Genomic DNA, 17,956 nt, shown 5'->3' with positions numbered 1-17,956 from the left:
CGATGGCCGGGCACGGGACGGAGGAGCATCCCCATGGCGCCGACCGACTGTGCGAGGTTGGGGAGCGTGTGTACTCCCGGGCCGTACGGCGCGGGCGGGTGCCGCGCACGGACGCCGGGCCGGTGCCCTGCCTGCTCGAACTCGCCCTGCTGCACCCGGACCCCGACGACATGGACTGGCTGGTGCCGACCTCGCCGCAGGAGGTCATGTCCCGGCTGCTGCGCGGGGTCTACGACGAGGTCCGGGAGAGCCAGCGGCGGGTGGGTTCGGCGGTCGCGGCCTTCGAGCGGTACGCCGGGCTCGGGAGGAAGCTCCAGGCGTCGGCACCTGCGGAGGGCACGTCGATCCGGGTCCTGGACGGGCTGTCCCGCATCCAGGCGGCCATGGACGAGGCGACCGACGCCTGCACCAGTGAGGTGCTCACGGTGCAGCCCGGCGGCATCCGGCGGGAAGCCGAACTCACCGAGGGCCTGCACCGGGCGCTGGCGCTGCGCGGCCGGGGCGTGCGGATGCGGGACCTGTACACGCACGTGGCCCGGCACGGGCAGGGGCTGCTCAACTACCTGGAGCTGATGGGCGACGCGGTCGAGGCCCGTACCCTCGACGAGGTCATAGACCGGCTGATCCTGTTCGACCGCACTGTGGCGTTCATCCCCGCCAACGCCGACCGCACGATGGCGCTCGAACTGCGGCACCCGGCGCTGGTCGAGTACCTGGTGACGGTCTTCGAACGCCTGTGGCGCCTCGCGATCCCGCTGACCGCTCCGCTTCCCGACACCGGCATCGAGGGCATCTCGCACCGCGAGCAGTCCATCGCGGCCCTGCTGGCGGAGGGCCACCAGGACGCCGTCATCGCCGAGCGCCTCGGCATCAGCGTGCGCACCTGCCGCGCCCACATCGCCCGCCTCTCGGAAACCCTAGGCGCGGCCAACCGCACCCAACTCGGCGTGCGCATAGCCCAGGTGGGCCTGGACGGCGCTCCACGTGAGGCCGGGGAGGCCGCGCTGAGGGTGCCCGGGCAGTAGGCGCGAGCACCTGCCGGTGCGGGGCCGTTACTGCTGCCCGTCCTGTCCCGGGACCGTGGTGTCCTGGTTCAGGATTCCCGACTGGGCTATCAGGTAGCCGAGTTGGGCTCGGCTGCCACTGCCCAGAGCCTGGGCCAGTTTGGCTATGTGGGCACGGCAGGTGCGGACGTTCATGCCCAGACGGCGGGCTATCGCCTCGTCGACGTGGCCCTCGACCAGGAGCTTGGCGATGGAGTGCTGGATGTCCGTGATGCCGTCGCGGGCGGTCTCGTAGGGGCCGTCCGTGTTCAGCGGGACCGCGCGGTTCCACATGAACTCGAAGACCTTGACGAGGTAGCGGACCAGGCCCGGCTGGCGCAGTTCCAGCGCGACCTGGTGGTCGTCCCGGATGGGGATGAACGCGACCGTCTCGTCGCAGATGATCAGCCGCTCCACCAGTTCGTCGATGGTGCGGTACTCCACCTTGCCGTCCGCGAGATGGGCCGCGTAGGCCAGCTTCTCCGGGCTGTGCCTGGCTGTGTGCTGGTACAGGGTGCGGATGCGGACGCCGCGCTCGATGAGCGGCCGGTCGCGTTCCAGCCCGCGCAGCACGCTGCGTTCGGACAGTCGCTCGCTCGGGTGGACCGTGAGAACCTCGGTCTGGCACTGCTCCGTGGCCAGGTTGAGCGCCTCGTTGATGCGGTCGCCGCCCTCCAGGACGACGATGGAGTCGCTGGTCGTCGTGGTCTGGGTGCTGAGCGTCAGGTAGGGCTGGAAGGCGTCGGCGAGTTCGATCGACATGCGCCTGCGGTCGGCTATCTCGCGCTCGATCGGCGCGAGCCGGTGCGCGAGGGCGACAGTCGGGGGCACCGGTCGCAGCCAGTCCGGGTCGTCGGGATCCGGGTGGAGCAGGGCGAACTCCAGGAGGCACGGGGCGGCCTCGGCGTCCGCGCGCGCGACGCGTCCGGCACGTAGAGCTGTGGCATAAATGCGGCCACCGTCCTCACACAGTTCCGTCACCGCATGGGGATGTGTCGCTTTTATGCGATTCGTTGTCAAATCTCCACCCCCCAGGGTCCTGAACATGCAGGAACATGATGCACCGATTGTGTGGCCATGACGTGTCCGAATGAGCCATCGTCATACCTGACGGGGGAATAGGGGACCTTCGAGTGAGGACGAAGCCGACTATGCGTAAGAAAATGCTTCGCTCGGTGCTTGTCGCCGCTTTCTCTGCCCTTGTGGCTGTGGGTGCGTTGAGCGGCTTCTCCGGTGCGAAGGGTGATGTTCGGGCGAACACCAGCTGGCCCTCTGTCGTGGCGACGACCAACGGGACGGACAACACCTCGTGGCCGATCGCGCCGGCCGACGGAGCCGGGGGCTGACGTGAGCATCCCTCCCGACGACCGATCCTTCCGCCGTGAGATGGCGACCGCCTACCGCTCGGGCTGGCACTTCATCGACCTGGCCACCGCCCTCCCCCACAGTGGTGACTCCTTGATGGTGACCGTGTTCGGCGAGCCGGTCGTGGTCACGCGCGACGAGGACGAGGACGTACGGGCGTACCGGTGCCTGCGCAAGCCGCGTGGGGCGCCACAGCCCGTGCGCTGTGCGATCCGGTACGGAATGATCTTCGTGAATCTGGACCAGCGAGACCACCGGCTGGCTGAGCCGGACGTCTCCGACGTGAGGACCATCTCAGCCACCCCCCGCAGTGCCTGACGCGATTCCCCCGTCGTAAAAGATCGCTCAGGTACTTCCCCCCGCAGCGGCGTCACCGTGACCTGAACACGGTGACGCCGCTGCAGTTTCTGGGGACATTTCAGGGTTCCGACGCCTTTCCATGGTCGTCCACAGTGGCTGAAATCCGTCAGTCGCGCCCAGCGGTGTCAGCCCCGCCCCAACGCCCGTTCCAGCTCGATCTCGATCACCACCCGGGACGGGTTCGGCGAGGGAACCCTCCCGTAGCGCTCGGCGTAGCGCCGCTCCGCGTCCACGATCCTCGCCGGGTCCGTGCGGACGAAGGCCCGGCCTTCCAGGGTCGCCCAGCGCCGGCCGTCCACCTGGCAGACGGCGACCCGGGCGCCCGCCTCTCCGGCCGCGCGCACGTGCGACACCTTCGTGCTCGACTTGTTCGTGATCACCCGCGCCAGTCGCGTCTCCGGGTCGTACGTCACTCCGACGGGCACGACATGCGGGCTGCCGTCCGGGCGGAGCGTGGTCAGGGTGCACAGATGGCGCTCCCGCCAGAAGGCGAGGTACGGCGCGTCCGGGGCGCCCGGGTCCACGGAGTGTCTGCTCATGCCTGGAAGCTAGCCCCAGAAGGCTCCCCGGTCTCACCTTGAGTGGAATAGACTCAACTTTGTGTACGTTGGTTAAGTCAGCACTGGGAGACGTGGCAGACAAGCCGACGCCGAGGAGGAGAACGCGAACGTGGATGCCGAGCTGACCAACAGGAGCCGGGACGCGATCAACGCGGCGAGCAACCGCGCCGTGACCGAGGGGCACCCGGACCTCACGCCCGCCCACTTGCTCCTGGCTCTGCTCCAGGGGCAGGACAACGAGAACATCACCGACCTCCTGGCCGCCGTCGACGCGGACCAGGCCGCCGTGCGCTCCGGGACCGAGCGCGTGCTGGCGTCGCTGCCCAGCGTGGCCGGGTCCACCGTCGCCCCGCCGCAGCCCAACCGCGAGCTGCTCGCCGTCCTCGCCGACGCGGCCGAGCGGGCGAAGGAACTCGGGGACGAGTACCTTTCCACCGAGCACCTGCTCATCGGCATCGCCGCGAAGGGCGGCTCCGCCGGCGAGGTGCTCTCACAGCAGGGGGCCAGTGCCAAGAAGCTGCAGGAGGCCTTCCAGAAGGCCAGGGGAGGACGCCGCGTGACCACCGCCGACCCCGAGGGCCAGTACAAGGCCCTCGAGAAGTTCGGCACCGACTTCACCGCCGCCGCGCGCGACGGGAAGCTCGACCCCGTCATCGGCCGGGACCAGGAGATCCGGCGGGTCGTCCAGGTGCTGTCCCGGCGGACCAAGAACAACCCCGTGCTCATCGGTGAGCCCGGCGTCGGCAAGACCGCCGTCGTCGAGGGACTCGCCCAGCGGATCGTGAAGGGCGACGTGCCCGAGTCCCTCAAGGACAAGCGGCTCGTCGCGCTGGACCTCGGCGCCATGGTGGCCGGGGCCAAGTACCGCGGTGAGTTCGAGGAGCGGCTGAAGACCGTCCTCGCGGAGATCAAGGACTCCGACGGGCAGATCATCACCTTCATCGACGAGCTGCACACGGTCGTCGGCGCGGGCGCCGGCGGCGACTCCGCCATGGACGCGGGCAACATGCTCAAGCCCATGCTGGCCCGCGGCGAGCTGCGCATGGTCGGCGCGACCACGCTCGACGAGTACCGCGAGCGGATCGAGAAGGACCCGGCGCTCGAGCGGCGCTTCCAGCAGGTGCTGGTCGCCGAGCCGAGCGTCGAGGACTCCATCGCGATCCTGCGCGGGCTCAAGGGCCGTTACGAGGCCCACCACAAGGTGCAGATCGCGGACAGCGCGCTGGTGGCCGCGGCCACCCTCTCCGACCGCTACATCACCTCGCGCTTCCTGCCCGACAAGGCCATCGACCTCGTCGACGAGGCGGCCTCCAGGCTGCGCATGGAGATCGACTCGTCCCCCGTCGAGATCGACGAACTCCAGCGCGCCGTCGACCGGTTGAAGATGGAGGAGCTGGCGCTCAGCAAGGAGACCGACCAGGCCTCCAAGGAGCGCCTCGAGAAGCTGCGCCGCGACCTCGCCGACAAGGAGGAGGAGCTGCGCGGCCTCAACGCCCGCTGGGAGAAGGAGAAGCAGTCCCTCAACCGGGTCGGCGAGCTGAAGGAGAAGCTCGACGAACTGCGCGGCCAGGCCGAGCGCGCCCAGCGGGACGGTGACTTCGACACCGCCTCCAAGCTGCTGTACGGCGAGATCCCGCAGCTCGAGCGGGACCTGGAGGCCGCCTCGGAGGCCGAGGAGGAGGTCGCGAAGGACACGATGGTCAAGGAGGAAGTCGGCCCGGACGACATCGCCGACGTCGTCGCCTCCTGGACCGGCATCCCGGCCGGCCGTCTGCTGGAGGGCGAGACGCAGAAGCTGCTGCGCATGGAGGACGAGCTGGGCCGCCGGCTCATCGGGCAGACCGAGGCCGTGCGGGCCGTGTCGGACGCGGTGCGCCGCAGCCGGGCCGGTATCGCCGACCCGGACCGCCCCACCGGTTCGTTCCTGTTCCTCGGCCCGACGGGTGTCGGCAAGACCGAACTCGCCAAGGCGCTCGCCGACTTCCTCTTCGACGACGAGCGGGCCATGGTCCGTATCGACATGTCGGAGTACAGCGAGAAGCACAGCGTGGCCCGGCTGGTCGGCGCGCCCCCCGGGTACGTCGGCTACGAGGAGGGCGGCCAGCTGACGGAGGCGGTGCGCCGCCGGCCGTACAGCGTGGTGCTGCTCGACGAGGTCGAGAAGGCGCACCCCGAGGTCTTCGACATCCTCCTGCAGGTGCTGGACGACGGCCGCCTGACGGACGGTCAGGGGCGTACGGTCGACTTCCGCAACACGATCCTGGTGCTGACGTCCAACCTGGGCAGCCAGTTCCTCGTGGAGCCGCTGACCAGTGAACACGAGAAGAAGGAGCAGGTCCTGGAGGTCGTCCGGGCCTCCTTCAAGCCGGAGTTCCTCAACAGGCTCGACGACCTGGTCGTCTTCTCGGCCCTGACCCAGGAGGAGCTGGCCCGGATCGCCCGGCTGCAGATCGACCGCCTGGCCAAGCGGCTGGCGGAGCGCCGGCTCAGCCTGGACGTCACCGAGGAGGCCCTGGCCTGGCTCGCCCGGGAGGGCAACGACCCGGCGTACGGTGCCCGTCCGCTGCGCCGCCTGGTGCAGACCGCGATCGGCGACCGTCTGGCCAAGGAGATCCTCGGCGGCGAGGTCAAGGACGGTGACACGGTCCGCGTGGACGCCTTCGGCGACGGCCTGATCGTCGGCCCGGCCACCGGCAAGACCCTCTGACCAGTCCGGCACCACGCGACGGCCCGCCCCTCGTCCCCGGGGGCGGGCCGTCGCGCGTGCGGCCGTCAGACGGTGAACGCCGAGAAGAACACCACCGCGGTGCCGGCGTCCTCGTACGTCACGTTCACGGTCACCGCGTCGGCACCGGCGCCGTCCGGGGGCGTCGCGTACTGCGTGTTCAGATTCAGACAGAGATCGGCGTCGGTGTCGCACAGGTCGGTACCCGGCTCCGGAGCCTCGGGATAGGTGTCCGCCAGCCACTTCCGCACGTCCGCCCGCGGCATCCGGAACGCGGCGTGATAGTCCGTGTCCAGCCAGGTCTGCACCGTGCACTGCCCGTCGTACGCCCCCTTCGGCAGCTTCGCCCCGCCGAAGTCGAGCGCCTCCGCGCACGGCACGTCCTCGGGCTCTCCGCCGAGGGGGTAGTCCGAGGTCATGAACCAGATCGCCACCGCGGCCACCCCGGCCACGAGCAGCGTCGGCAGGGCCATGACCACCGCGAACACCCCCCACCGGGTCCGTCCCCGGCCCGCCCGCGCACCCGCCGTACCGCCCCGCACGCCCGCCATCGAGCCCCCCTGCCCGCGTTCCGGTCGTCGTCGACCGGCCAGATCATGTCAGCCGAGGGCCGACAGGCCACGTCGGGGCTTGCCACCCCCCTCCCCGCATGGGGGAGGATGGCGGAATCCGTACGAAGGGAAAAACACGGTGAGCATCGACCCGTCCTCGATTCCGAACTTCGGGGGCCAGCCCGAGCCGCAGCCCCAAGGACCGGCGGGCCCCGTCGTCCCGGATCAGGACCTCGTGAAGCAGCTCCTCGACCAGATGGAGCTCAAGTACGTCGTCGACGAAGAGGGAGACCTCGCGGCGCCGTGGGAGCAGTTCCGTACGTACTTCATGTTCCGCGGGGAGGCCGAACAGGCGGTCTTCTCGGTGCGGACCTTCTACGACCGCCCCCACAAGATCGACGAGAAGCCGCAGCTTCTCGAGTCGATCGACGACTGGAACCGGCGGACGTTGTGGCCGAAGGTGTACAGCCACACCCACGACGACGGCACCGTCCGCCTCATCGGTGAGGCGCAGATGCTGATCGGCACCGGCGTCGACCTCAACCACTTCGTCTCGTCGACGGTCAGCTGGGTGCGGGCCGCGATCGAGTTCGACCGGTGGCTCGTCGAGCAGCTTGGCCTCGAGCAGGAGATCAACGAGGCCGACAAGCCCGAGGACGACGAGGAGTAGTCGCCCCGTCGCCCTACAGCGGTGTGTGCGCGATCACGACCAGATACGCGCCGTACACGAAGGAGAGCCCGGCCAGGGCGCCGACCACCAGGGTCGCGTGCCAGGGCCGGGCCTTCGCCGTCCGCACCAGGGCTCGGGCCAGCGGTACCAGCAACGGGAACGCGGGGAGCAGGAAGCGCGGCTTGGACTCGAAGAAGCCGGAGCCGCCGAGGGCGATGAGCAGCAGGACGCCGGTGTAGACGAGGAGCGGGAGGGGCGCCCGGTCGGCGACGAGCAGCGCGTACAGCAGCACACCGGCGGCGACGATCACCATGGTCATCGGGAAGACGAACCGGTTGCTGTGCAGCAGCATCTCGTGCACGAAGTGCAGCGACCCGCGCCCGAGGTCGAACCGGGACCCCCACAGCCGCTGTACCTCGAAATAGCCGCCCAGCAGATCCCCCTTCCGCTGCCCGACCCACAGCACATAGGCGCTCCACCCGAGCGGGGCGAGCAGAACCCCCGTCCACAGCCTGTGGGAAACCCTTCCGTGCCGCCGCCACATCTCGCAGGCCGCGGCGGCGAGGACGGCGGCGGCCACCGCGATGCCGTTGGGCCGGGACAGCCCGGCGAGCGCGGCCAGCGCGCCGGCCCAGATCCAGTTCCCGCTCAGCACCGCGTACAGCGACCAGGCGGCGAAGGCGGTGAGCACGGGCTCCGTGTACGCCATCGACAGCACGACGGAGTGCGGGAGCAGTCCCCACAGCAGGACGAGCGCGGTACCGACTCCCTTGCCGTGCAGCCGGGCGCCCACGGCGTAGATCCCGCAGGCGGCGGCACCGGCGGCGGCCCAGGACACCAGGAGCCCGGCGGCGCCTCCGCCGAGCGGGGTCACGGCGGTGACGGCCCTGACCAGCCCCGGGTAGAGCGGGAAGAACGCGAGGTCGCTGTGGACGACGGTGGGCCGGAAGTACAGGGTGCGGACGTACCCGTGCGCGGCGATGCCCAGGTACCAGGCCGAGTCCCAGGACCGCCCGAGCAGCGCGAGCGGCTGCTTGCCGGTGGCCCAGGCGACCAGGGAGAGCACGACCACACCGGTGAGCCGGGCAGCGGCGAACATCCCGAGCGCGACCCCACCGGCGGCGGCGAGCGACAACCGGGGCCGGACCCGTTCCCGGGGACCGGGCTGCTGCGTGACGGCGGGCGGGGCGAGAGTGGTACTGACGTAGGTCACATTTCCGCACACTGCAATGGGCGGCCCCGGACCGCGACCCTTGGACGTCTGACAGGGTGTGCTGCCACGTCACTCGGCGTGGCGACGTGACAGGCGGCTACAGGCGCCGTAGGCGGTTCACCGCTTCCGCCAGGACCTCCTCGCGCTTGCAGAAGGCGAAGCGGACGAAGGGGGCGCCCTCGTCGCGGTTGTCGTAGAAGACCGCGTTCGGGATCGCCACCACCCCGGCCCGTTCCGGCAGGGCTCGGCAGAAGGCGAAGCCGTCCTTCTCGCCGAGGGGGCGGACGTCCGTCGTGATGAAGTACGTGCCCGCCGGGCGGAAGACCTCGAAGCCCGCTTCCGCGAGCCCCGTCGCCAGCAGGTCGCGCTTCGCGCACAGGTCCGCACGGAACGACTCGAAGTAGGAGTCGGGCAGCGACAGCGCCTCGGCCACCGCGTACTGGAACGGCCCGGACGACACGTACGTCAGGAACTGCTTCACCGAGCGGACGGCACCCACCAGTTCCGGCGTCGACGTCACCCAGCCGACCTTCCAGCCCGTGAAGGAGAACGTCTTGCCCGCCGAGCCGATCGTGACCGTGCGCTCGCGCATCCCGGGGAGCGTCGCCAGCGGCACGTGCTCGGCGTCGTCGAAGACCAGGTGCTCGTACACCTCGTCCGTCACCACCAGCAGATCCCGCTCCACCGCCAGCTCCGCGACCGCCGTCAGCTCCGCGCGCGTCAGCACCGCGCCCGTCGGATTGTGCGGCGTGTTGATCAGCAGCAGCCGGGTCCGGTCCGTCACCGCGGCGCGCAGCTCGTCCAGGTCGAGCCGGAAACCGCCCTCGTGCGGCCGCAGGGTGACCGGTACGCGCGTGCCGCCCGCCAGGGCGATACCGGCGGCGTAGGAGTCGTAGTACGGCTCGAACGCGACGACCTCGTCCCCCGGCTCGAGCAGCGCCAGCAGCGCAGCCGCGATCGCCTCCGTCGCACCCGCCGTCACGAGCACCTCGGTGTCGGGGTCGTACGACAGTCCGTAGCGCCGCAGCTGGTGCGCAGCGATCGCCGTGCGCAGCTCGGGCACGCCCGGCCCCGGCGGGTACTGGTTGCCGTGCCCGTCGCGCAGCGCCCGTACGGCCGCCTCCCGGACCTCCTCGGGACCGTCCGTGTCGGGGAAGCCCTGCCCGAGGTTGATCGACCCGGTCCGCACGGCCAGCGCCGACATCTCGGCGAAGATCGTCGTCCCGAACTCGGTGAGCCGGCGGTTGAGGAAGGGGCGTGCGCTCGTAGTCATGCGCGTCATCCTGCGCCCAAGCTCTGGACTTCCTCAACTCTGCTTTGGCCGGTGGGGCGGCTGGGCATTCCCCGTTCACGCGGCGGTGACGCCACGTCGAGGCGCCCACGGGGGGCCGCTTCGGGGGAACCGGAAGGAGGGTGACGCCATGGTCTTCGGCATCATCCTGGCGGTGATCGCGGTCCTGTTCGTCGGGGCCGTGGTGAGCGGAGCGCGCCGGAACAGGCGCGGGGTGGCACTGAACAAGCGCGGTCGGCGCTCCCGCGGTGGCAGCGGCAGCAGCTGGTGGGCGGGCGGAGCCGGTGCCGCCGGCTCGTCGTGCGGCTCGTCCTCGGGCGGGCACGGCGGACACGGGGGACACGGTGGGCACTCCTGCGGGGGCGGTCACTCGTGCGGCGGCGGCTCGTCCTGCGGCGGGGGTTCGTCGTGCGGCGGCGGGGGCGGATGCGGCGGAGGCAGCTGACACGGGGCAGCTGAGCTCCATGCGCAGGGGGAGCCGTATCCGGGCCGCACATGCGTGCCCGCCGGACAGGGGGAATCCGGCGGGCACGCGCTCGTACCGGCACGCGCCGGGCGCGCGCGGTGGTTGAACAATTGAGCTGAGTAGCGCTCTGACGGATGGAAACCCCACGAAGTTGGGTAAAAACGCTGTGCGGCGCCACAGTTCATGATTCCCTCTGAATCGCCAACGCAGCCCCTCGGACGTCCTGCGGACACCCGCTCCCGACCGGACGGGCTGGGCCGACCGGGCTGACGTGGCCGAACTCCCGGTGTCGAACGGTGTCGACCGGGTGCGCCGGACCACACTCCTTCTTCATCTGCGTGCTAGCGGAGCCGATCCATGCTCACGACCCTGAACACCTCCTACACAGACACGTCCGCGTCCGACCTCGCCTGGGCCCTGGGGCGCGAGCCGCTCCCCGCCCTGGCCACGCTCGACCTCGAACTGGCCAAGACGAAGCTGCAGTTGCGCCTGCTCGGCGCGTCCCACCAGGTGCTCATGGAGGGGGAGCGGGGCGGCTGTTCGGAGACGGTGGCGTGTCTGCCGGGGTCCAGTACGCCCCTTCCGCTGGGCGTCGCCAAGGGCGTCGGCGACTGGGAGTACGAGTTCGCGGCGCGTGTCGAAGTCCTCACGCCCGGCTCCTTCGCGGGCCGCGCCCAGGAGTTGCTGGCCCTGGTCACCGACCATCCGCACGGTCTCGCCGGTGTCTTCCCGGGCAGCCCGCACGCGTTCACGGCGATGCTCGCGCACCGGCACGAGGGCCAGGTGCACTGGCGTACGTGGCACGCGTATCCGCAGGACGGCCAGTTGGTGGCGACGCGCACGCGGGTCGGCGTACGGGCGCGGGCTTCCCGACTCGCCGACGACGGCCGGGCGGAGCCGCGCACCGACCGGAGCGACACGAGCACGCGACGCGTCAAGATCGGCTAGATCCACACGTGTGGGTGACGAAGCGTGCCCGGCGTGTGACGTAACGTCGCAGAGTGATCGAATCGCACGCCCCCGCCCGCCAGAGCGTCCCCTCGCCCTGGCGCGGTCCTGCGCGGTTGCCCGTCCGGCCGGCGACCGGGCGGTTCCTGGTCCTCGCGGGCGTCTTCGTCTGTGCGGCCTGCGGACTCGTGTACGAGCTCGAACTCGTCGCCCTCGCCTCCTACTTGATCGGCGACTCGGTCACCCAGGCCTCCGTCGTGCTGTCCGTCATGGTGTTCGCGATGGGTATCGGCTCCCTCGCGGCGAAGCGTCTGTCCGGGAACGCGGCCATCGGCTTCGGCGCGGTGGAGGCGGCCCTCGCGCTCGTCGGCGGCTGCAGCGCCATGGCGTTGTACGCCGTCTTCGCGTGGACCGGCGGCTGGGGCGGCCTGTGGGCGAACGGCCCTCGCTGGCTGCTGGTCGCCTTCTCCTTGGCCATCGGCCTGCTCATCGGCGCAGAGGTGCCGCTGCTGATGGAGCTGATCCAGCGCATCCGCCGCCAGGACGCGGGCGGCGCGGTGGCCGACCTGTTCGCCGCGGACTACGTCGGCGCGCTGGTCGGCGGCCTGGCCTTCCCCTTCCTTCTGCTCCCGTTCCTGGGCCAGTTGACCGGCACACTGCTCACCGGCACGGTCAACGCCGTCGCCGGCGGCGCCCTCGTCCTCGGCCTGTTCCGCCGGGATCTGACCCCCCGGGCCCGGTGGGCGCTGCTCGTCGCCAACCTCGCCGTCCTCGTCGTCCTCGCCTCGGCCGCCGCACTCGTGGGTGACTTCGAACGGGCCGCGCGGCAGGCGGTGTACGGCAGCAAGGTGCGCGTGGCGCTGCAGACGGACGTGCAGGAGGTCGTCCTCATCGGCGGCATGAAGGGACGCCCGCTCGACCTGTTCCTCGACGGCCGGCTCCGGGTCGGCGGCCACGACGAACGCCGCTACCACGAGGCGCTGGTCCACCCCGCGATGAGCGGTCCCCACACGCGCGTGCTGATCCTCGGCGGCGGGGACGGCCTGGCGGTGCGCGAAGTGCTCCGCTACCCGGACGTACGACGGGTCGACGTGGTCGAACTCGACGCGGGCCTGGTGCGGTTGGCGCGCCACGACCCCGGCCTGTCCGCGCTCAACGAGCACGCGTACGGCGACCCGCGCGTCCACGTGACGACGGATGACGCGTTCTGCCGGCTGCGCGGGACGCCCTCGGCGGCGTACGACGTGGTGATCGCGGACCTGCCCGATCCCGGGATCACGGCCAGTACGAAGCTGTACTCCGAGGAGTTCTACGGGCTCGCCCGCAGCGTCCTGCGTGCCGGGGGTCGGCTGGTGGTGCACGCGGGACCGGTCTCGGTGCGGCCGCGCGCGTTCTGGACGGTCGACACGACGATGCGGGCGGCGGGCCTGGCGACGACCCCCTACCGGGTCCACGGCCTCGACTCCGACTTCCCCCCGGGCCCCGACCGCTCGGCCGCCGCGTCGCACGGCCCGCACGACTGGGGTTTCATCCTGGCGGTGGACGCCTCGGGCGGCGAGCGGGCGCCCCGTCTGTCCCTGGACCCCGGGGGCCCGCGCCTCCGCACCCTGACGCAGGCGGACCTCACCGCGGACGAGGAGTCGGCGGCACGCAGCCGGGTTCCGGAACGACTCCCGGCGTCGACGTTGGTGCACCCGCGGTATTGAGGACACGAAGTTACGGGGAAGGGAACGATACTTCCCGCCCACTCCTGGGTAGGCTCAGGCGACATGGAGCACGAGGTCTTCGTTCCGGTTCCGGCCGAGCGGCTCAGGGAGGCCCTCGCCGATCCCGCGCGGGTCGCGCGAGCGGTGCCGGGGCTCCAGCAGGACGCCGGCGCCGAACCGATCGCCGGCCGCCTGAAGGTCCGGGTCGGCAGCCACTCGGTGACGTATCGCGGGGCCGTACGGCTGGCGAGGCGTGACGACGGTACGTATGCGATCGAGGGTGACGCGACGGAGGCCCGGGGCACCGGCACGGTGAAACTGGCCCTGACCCTCCGCCTCCACCCGACGGAGACCGGTACGACGATCAGGATCGACGGCACGGCGACAGCGGACGGCCGCCTGTCGGAACTGCCCCAGGACTCGGTGCTCGCGTCGACGACCCGCTTGCTGAACCGTTTCGTGGAGGGGCTGGCGCAGACGCCGGGGGCGGATGCGGAACCCGGGGCCGGGCCCACGGGCGAGACGGCGGAGCAGGACGCCAGGGAGGATGTCCCCGCGGCCGCCGACGGCGAGGACGCCGCGCAGGGGCCACCCGCACCCGAGGACGAAAGTGGTACGGGTGGTGCGGGTGGGAGCCGGAACGGCGGCGACGGCGAAGCCGAGTCGCCGGCCTACGACAACGAACCCCCCGCCGAAGCCGCGCACGCACGCCGCACGATGATCGGCCGCAGCGCCGAAGAGGTGGACCACGCGCCACCCCGCGGCCGCTACGCCCCCGTCCCCGCCCCTCAGACCGTCGCCGCGGCCTCCACCCTCCGCTGGGCGGCCCCCGCCGCCGCCCTCGTCGTCGCCTCGGTGATCATCGTCGGCCGAGCCCTGCGCAAACGCCGCTGACCGACGCCGGAACGACCGCCCCAGTACAGTCGTCCCGTGAGTAACGAAGACATCACGCTGACCGCGGGCGACGCCGAAGTGGCCGTGCGGCCCGGCAACGGTGGCCGTATCGGAAGCCTGAGGATCGCCGGTACCGAACTCCTCCGCCAGGGCGACCGTTTCGGCTGCTTCCCGATGGTCCCCTGGTGCGGCCGCATCAGGGACGGCCGCTTCGTGAACGGCGTCACCGTCCACCAGATGCCGCTCAACTCCCCGCCGCACGCCATCCACGGCACCGCACGGGACGGCGCCTGGGGCACCGCCCGCGTCACGAAGGACGAGGCGTCCCTCACCTACGACCTGGTGGAGCCCTGGCCCTATCCGGCCCGCGTGACCGAGGTCGTCGGCCTCACCGAGGACTCGCTGACACTGACGATGTCCGTCGAGACGTACGACTCGTCCTTCCCGGCACAGATCGGCTGGCACCCCTGGTTCAACCGGAACCTCGGCGGCGAGGACGTACGCGTCGACTTCACCCCGGCCTGGCAGGAGGAGCGCGGCGAGGACCATCTGCCCACCGGCAACCGTATCGACCCCGAGCCCGGGCCCTGGGACGACTGCTTCGGCATGCCCGGCGGCGTCGACGTCACCCTCACCTGGCCGGGGCAGCTGGAGCTGAAGGTGACCAGCCGCGAGGAGTGGGTCGTGGTGTACGACGAGCAGGAGGCCGCCGTGTGCGTCGAGCCGCAGACCGGCCCGCCCAACGGCCTCAACACCCTCCCGCGCCTGGTCACACCGCTGGAGCCGCTGGAGGCCTCGACGACCTGGCGCTGGCTCCGCCTCTAAGCTGGTCGGCATGACGGACGTCAACGAAGCAACGCGGCCAGGCGCACGCGGCGCGCTGCTGCAGCAGATCAAGGACAAGGCCGTGGTGCACGGCAAGGTGACCCTGTCGTCGGGTCTGGAGGCCGACTACTACGTCGACCTGCGCCGCATCACCCTCGACGGCGAGGCCGCCCCGCTGGTCGGCGAGGTGCTCCTGGATCTGACCGCCGGCCTGGAGTTCGACGCGGTGGGCGGGCTCACCATGGGCGCCGACCCGGTCGCGGCCGCGATGCTGCACGCCGCCGCCGCCCGGGGCCGCAGGCTGGACGCGTTCGTCGTCCGCAAGGCCGCGAAGGCGCACGGGCTGCAGCGCCGGGTCGAGGGTCCGGAGATCAGGGGCCGGCGGGTGCTGGTCGTCGAGGACACCTCCACCACCGGCGGCTCGCCGCTGACCGCCGTCGAGGCCGTCCGCGAGGCGGGCGCCGAGGTCGTCGCCGTCGCGACCATCGTCGACCGGGCGACCGGCGCCGCCGAGAAGATCGAGCAGGGCACGGGAGTCCCGTACCTCTACGCCTACTCCAAGGACGACCTCGGTCTCGACTGACGCGGCGCCCGACCACACCTCGACACGGGCATCGAGCAGGCCCTCATGTCTGGAAAGATGGGGACGACGACGATGTCACCCCAGGTCTAGGTCAGGGCCGTAGTAACGCAGAACGCCGACCCGCACACCCAAGGAGCGGACAGATGCCCATCGCAACCCCCGAGGTCTACAACGAGATGCTCGACCGGGCGAAGGCAGGCAAGTTCGCCTACCCGGCCATCAACGTCACCTCTTCCCAGACCCTGAACGCGGCGCTGCGCGGCTTCGCGGAGGCGGAGAGCGACGGCATCATCCAGATCTCCACGGGCGGCGCCGAGTTCCTGGGTGGCCAGTACAGCAAGGACATGGTGACCGGCGCCCGGGCCCTGGCCGAGTACGCGCACATCATCGCCGAGAAGTACCCGGTGACGGTCGCTCTGCACACGGACCACTGCCCGAAGGACAAGCTCGACGGGTACGTGCGCCCGCTGCTCGCGATCTCCGAGGAGCGCGTGAAGGCCGGGCAGAACCCGCTCTTCCAGTCGCACATGTGGGACGGCTCCGCCGAGACCCTCGCCGACAACCTCGCCATCGCGCAGGAGCTGCTCGAGCGCGCGCAGGCCGCCAAGATCATCCTCGAGGTGGAGATCACCCCGACCGGCGGCGAGGAGGACGGCGTCTCGCACGAGATCAACGACTCGCTGTACACGACGGTCGACGACGCGATCCGCACCGCCGAGGCGCTGGGCCTGGGCGAGAAGGGCCGCTACCTGCTGGCCGCGTCCTTCGGCAACGTGCACGGCGTCTACAAGCCGGGCAACGTGGTCCTGCGTCCCGAGCTGCTGAAGGAGCTGAGCGACGGCGTCGCCGCCAAGTTCGGCAAGCAGTCGCCGTTCGACTTCGTCTTCCACGGCGGTTCCGGCTCCACCGGGCAGGAGATCGCGACCGCGCTGGAGAACGGTGTGGTCAAGATGAACATCGACACCGACACGCAGTACGCCTTCACGCGGCCGGTCGCCGACCACATGTTCAAGAACTACGACGGCGTCCTGAAGGTCGACGGCGAGGTCGGCTCCAAGAAGACCTACGACCCGCGCACCTGGGGCAAGCTCGCCGAGGCGTCGATGGCCGCGCGTGTCGTCGAGGCGACGCAGAACCTGCGGTCGGCCGGCACGAAGATCAAGTAAACCCCGGCTGCATTTCCCGCGGTTCCCGGACGTATTCGCAGCGAGCCCGCGCCACAGGTGCCGGGCTCGCTGTATACCTAGGGGCATGCCCGTTGTCCGGTTGGCCTCGCCCCAGGGCAAATGGATCCTGTTCACCACGGTGCTCGGCTCCAGCATGGCGATGCTGGACTCCACCGTCGTCAACGTCGCGCTACCCACCATCGGCCGTGACCTGAACGCGAGCCTGGCCGCGCTCCAGTGGACGGTCAACGCGTACATGCTCACCCTGGCCGGGCTGATCCTGCTCGGCGGCTCCCTCGGCGACCACTACGGCCGCCGCAAGGTGTTCGTGATCGGTGTCGTCTGGTTCGCGACCGCGTCCCTGCTGTGCGGCCTCGCCCCCGACGACATCACCCTCATCGTGGCCCGCGCCCTCCAGGGCGTCGGCGGCGCGCTCCTGACGCCCGGCTCCCTCGCCCTCATCCAGGCCTCCTTCCACGAGGACGACCGCGCGAAGGCCGTCGGCCTGTGGTCCGGGTTCGGGGGCATCGGCGCGGCCGTCGGCCCGTTCCTGGGCGGCTGGCTGGTGGACGGCCCCGGCTGGCGCTGGGTGTTCCTGCTCAACGTCCCGCTGGCCCTCGTCTGCGCCCCCGTCGCCCTGCGCCACGTACCCGAGTCACGGGACAGCAAGAGCCACGGCCGCTTCGACGTCCTCGGCGCGGTGCTGGGCGCGCTGTCGCTCGCCCTGGTGACATACGCCCTGATCGAGGCGACCAGCGGTTCGGTGATCATCGCCGTCATGGCGGTGGCCGGCATCGCGGCCGGGGTGGCCTTCGTGTACGTCGAGAAGCGGCGCCCCGATCCGATGATGCCGCTCGACATCTTCGCCTCGCGCCAGTTCACCGCGGTCAACCTGGTCACCCTGTGCGTGTACGCGGCCTTCGGCGGCTTCTTCTTCCTCACCGCGCTCCAGCTCCAGGTAGTGGCCGGCTACTCGGCCCTCCAGGCCGGTACGGCCCTGCTGCCCACGACCGCGCTGATGCTCCTCTTCTCGGCCCGCTCGGGCGCCCTCGCCGACAAGATCGGCCCGCGCATCCCGCTCACCGTGGGCCCGCTGCTGTGCGCGGTGGCGCTGCTGCTGATGCTGCGCGTGGGCAAGGACGCGCACTATCTCGTGGACGTGCTGCCCGCGCTGGTGGTGATGGGCGCGGGCATGGTCACCCTGGTGGCCCCGCTCACCTCCACCGTCCTGGCCTCCGTGGACACCGACCGGGCGGGCCTGGCCAGCGGCATCAACAACGCGGCGGCCCGCGCGGCCGGCCTGATCGCGGTGGCCGCGCTGCCGCTGCTGGCCGGGATGGGCCCGGAGGCCTACCGCTCGCCGGACGCCTTCAACGCCGCGTTCGACCGGGCGATGCCGATCTGCGCGGGCGTCCTGGTCCTCGGCTCTCTGCTCGCCTTCGCCACGGTCCGCCGCCCGCCTTCGGACTGCACGCACAGGCAGTGCCGCGTCCACGGCAACGTGACGACACCCCCGCTGGAGCCGCGCCGAGGAGCCACGGAGCCCGACTACGGCCTCCACCGTTGACCGCACCGCCCGTACACGGGCTT

General features: G+C 71.0%; 17 protein-coding genes. 12 read left to right on the top strand and 5 right to left on the bottom strand.

The window, feature by feature from the left end:
• Positions 1–2: 2 nt before the first annotated feature.
• The gene (locus IEZ19_RS35415) at positions 3–1,025 is read left to right on the top strand and encodes a helix-turn-helix transcriptional regulator (RefSeq protein ID WP_189315486.1); all 1,023 of its coding nucleotides are present in this window, start codon (positions 3–5) and stop codon (positions 1,023–1,025) included.
• Between the two features lie 27 nt (positions 1,026–1,052).
• On the opposite strand, the gene IEZ19_RS35410 is transcribed toward IEZ19_RS35415, so the two are convergent.
• Entirely contained in the window at positions 1,053–2,090 is a 1,038-nt protein-coding gene (locus IEZ19_RS35410) for a helix-turn-helix domain-containing protein (protein ID WP_189315485.1), read from the bottom strand.
• Between the two features lie 339 nt (positions 2,091–2,429).
• Between IEZ19_RS35410 and IEZ19_RS35405 the strand changes: the two genes are divergently transcribed.
• On the top strand, positions 2,430–2,726 hold the full coding sequence (locus IEZ19_RS35405) for a Rieske (2Fe-2S) protein (RefSeq protein WP_189315497.1): 297 nt from the start codon (positions 2,430–2,432) through the stop codon (positions 2,724–2,726).
• Positions 2,727–2,893: 167 nt separating this feature from the next.
• Here the strand turns inward: IEZ19_RS35405 and IEZ19_RS35400 are convergent, their stop codons facing one another.
• Positions 2,894–3,307 carry a pyridoxamine 5'-phosphate oxidase family protein gene (locus tag IEZ19_RS35400; RefSeq protein WP_189315484.1) on the bottom strand — a complete coding sequence of 138 codons (414 nt, stop codon included), beginning with the start codon at positions 3,305–3,307 and terminating at the stop codon, positions 2,894–2,896.
• A 130-nt stretch (positions 3,308–3,437) separates the two neighbouring features.
• On the opposite strand from IEZ19_RS35400, the gene clpB reads away from it, so the two are divergent.
• Positions 3,438–6,035, top strand: coding sequence for an ATP-dependent chaperone ClpB (gene clpB / locus IEZ19_RS35395; RefSeq protein ID WP_189315483.1), 2,598 nt, complete (start codon positions 3,438–3,440; stop codon positions 6,033–6,035).
• A 65-nt stretch (positions 6,036–6,100) separates the two neighbouring features.
• Here the strand turns inward: clpB and IEZ19_RS35390 are convergent, their stop codons facing one another.
• Complete coding sequence (locus tag IEZ19_RS35390) at positions 6,101–6,604, bottom strand: hypothetical protein (protein ID WP_189315482.1); 504 nt, start codon at positions 6,602–6,604, stop codon at positions 6,101–6,103.
• A 139-nt stretch (positions 6,605–6,743) separates the two neighbouring features.
• Between IEZ19_RS35390 and IEZ19_RS35385 the strand changes: the two genes are divergently transcribed.
• Positions 6,744–7,274: a type III secretion system chaperone family protein gene (locus IEZ19_RS35385; protein ID WP_189315481.1), complete on the top strand. Its 531-nt coding sequence runs from the start codon at positions 6,744–6,746 to the stop codon at positions 7,272–7,274.
• 13 nt (positions 7,275–7,287) lie between these two features.
• Here IEZ19_RS35385 and IEZ19_RS35380 read toward each other — a convergent pair whose 3' ends face one another.
• Both IEZ19_RS35380 and IEZ19_RS35375 read right to left on the bottom strand, forming a co-directional pair.
• Entirely contained in the window at positions 7,288–8,487 is a 1,200-nt protein-coding gene (locus tag IEZ19_RS35380) for a putative hexosyltransferase (RefSeq protein WP_189315480.1), read from the bottom strand.
• A 97-nt stretch (positions 8,488–8,584) separates the two neighbouring features.
• Positions 8,585–9,769, bottom strand: a complete 1,185-nt coding sequence (locus tag IEZ19_RS35375) for a pyridoxal phosphate-dependent aminotransferase (RefSeq protein ID WP_189315479.1) — start codon at positions 9,767–9,769, stop codon at positions 8,585–8,587.
• Positions 9,770–9,908: 139 nt separating this feature from the next.
• Between IEZ19_RS35375 and IEZ19_RS35370 the strand changes: the two genes are divergently transcribed.
• From IEZ19_RS35370 to IEZ19_RS35335, 8 genes are all read left to right on the top strand, one after another.
• Positions 9,909–10,223: a hypothetical protein gene (locus IEZ19_RS35370; protein WP_189315478.1), complete on the top strand. Its 315-nt coding sequence runs from the start codon at positions 9,909–9,911 to the stop codon at positions 10,221–10,223.
• 378 nt (positions 10,224–10,601) lie between these two features.
• A complete protein-coding gene (locus IEZ19_RS35365) occupies positions 10,602–11,192 on the top strand; it encodes a DUF2617 family protein (RefSeq protein WP_229841205.1) in 591 nt (196 codons plus the stop codon).
• A 53-nt stretch (positions 11,193–11,245) separates the two neighbouring features.
• Complete coding sequence (locus IEZ19_RS35360) at positions 11,246–12,898, top strand: polyamine aminopropyltransferase (RefSeq protein WP_189315477.1); 1,653 nt, start codon at positions 11,246–11,248, stop codon at positions 12,896–12,898.
• 63 nt (positions 12,899–12,961) lie between these two features.
• Positions 12,962–13,792, top strand: a complete 831-nt coding sequence (locus IEZ19_RS35355) for an SRPBCC family protein (protein WP_189315476.1) — start codon at positions 12,962–12,964, stop codon at positions 13,790–13,792.
• Positions 13,793–13,828: 36 nt separating this feature from the next.
• Positions 13,829–14,617 (top strand): aldose epimerase family protein, encoded by a 789-nt coding sequence (locus IEZ19_RS35350; protein ID WP_189315475.1) that lies wholly within the window; start codon positions 13,829–13,831, stop codon positions 14,615–14,617.
• 10 nt (positions 14,618–14,627) lie between these two features.
• A complete protein-coding gene (gene pyrE, locus IEZ19_RS35345; RefSeq protein WP_189315474.1) occupies positions 14,628–15,200 on the top strand; it encodes an orotate phosphoribosyltransferase in 573 nt (190 codons plus the stop codon).
• A 143-nt stretch (positions 15,201–15,343) separates the two neighbouring features.
• On the top strand, positions 15,344–16,366 hold the full coding sequence (fbaA, locus tag IEZ19_RS35340; protein WP_189315473.1) for a class II fructose-bisphosphate aldolase: 1,023 nt from the start codon (positions 15,344–15,346) through the stop codon (positions 16,364–16,366).
• An 85-nt stretch (positions 16,367–16,451) separates the two neighbouring features.
• Positions 16,452–17,933 (top strand): MFS transporter, encoded by a 1,482-nt coding sequence (locus IEZ19_RS35335; protein WP_189315472.1) that lies wholly within the window; start codon positions 16,452–16,454, stop codon positions 17,931–17,933.
• Positions 17,934–17,956 lie beyond the last annotated feature (23 nt).

Origin of the sequence: Streptomyces brasiliensis (assembly GCF_014647875.1) — a bacterium.
Taxonomy (GTDB): domain Bacteria; phylum Actinomycetota; class Actinomycetes; order Streptomycetales; family Streptomycetaceae; genus Streptomyces; species Streptomyces brasiliensis.
The sequence above is the reverse complement of the archived record's forward strand: the minus strand, read 5'-3'. Positions and strand labels throughout refer to the sequence as shown.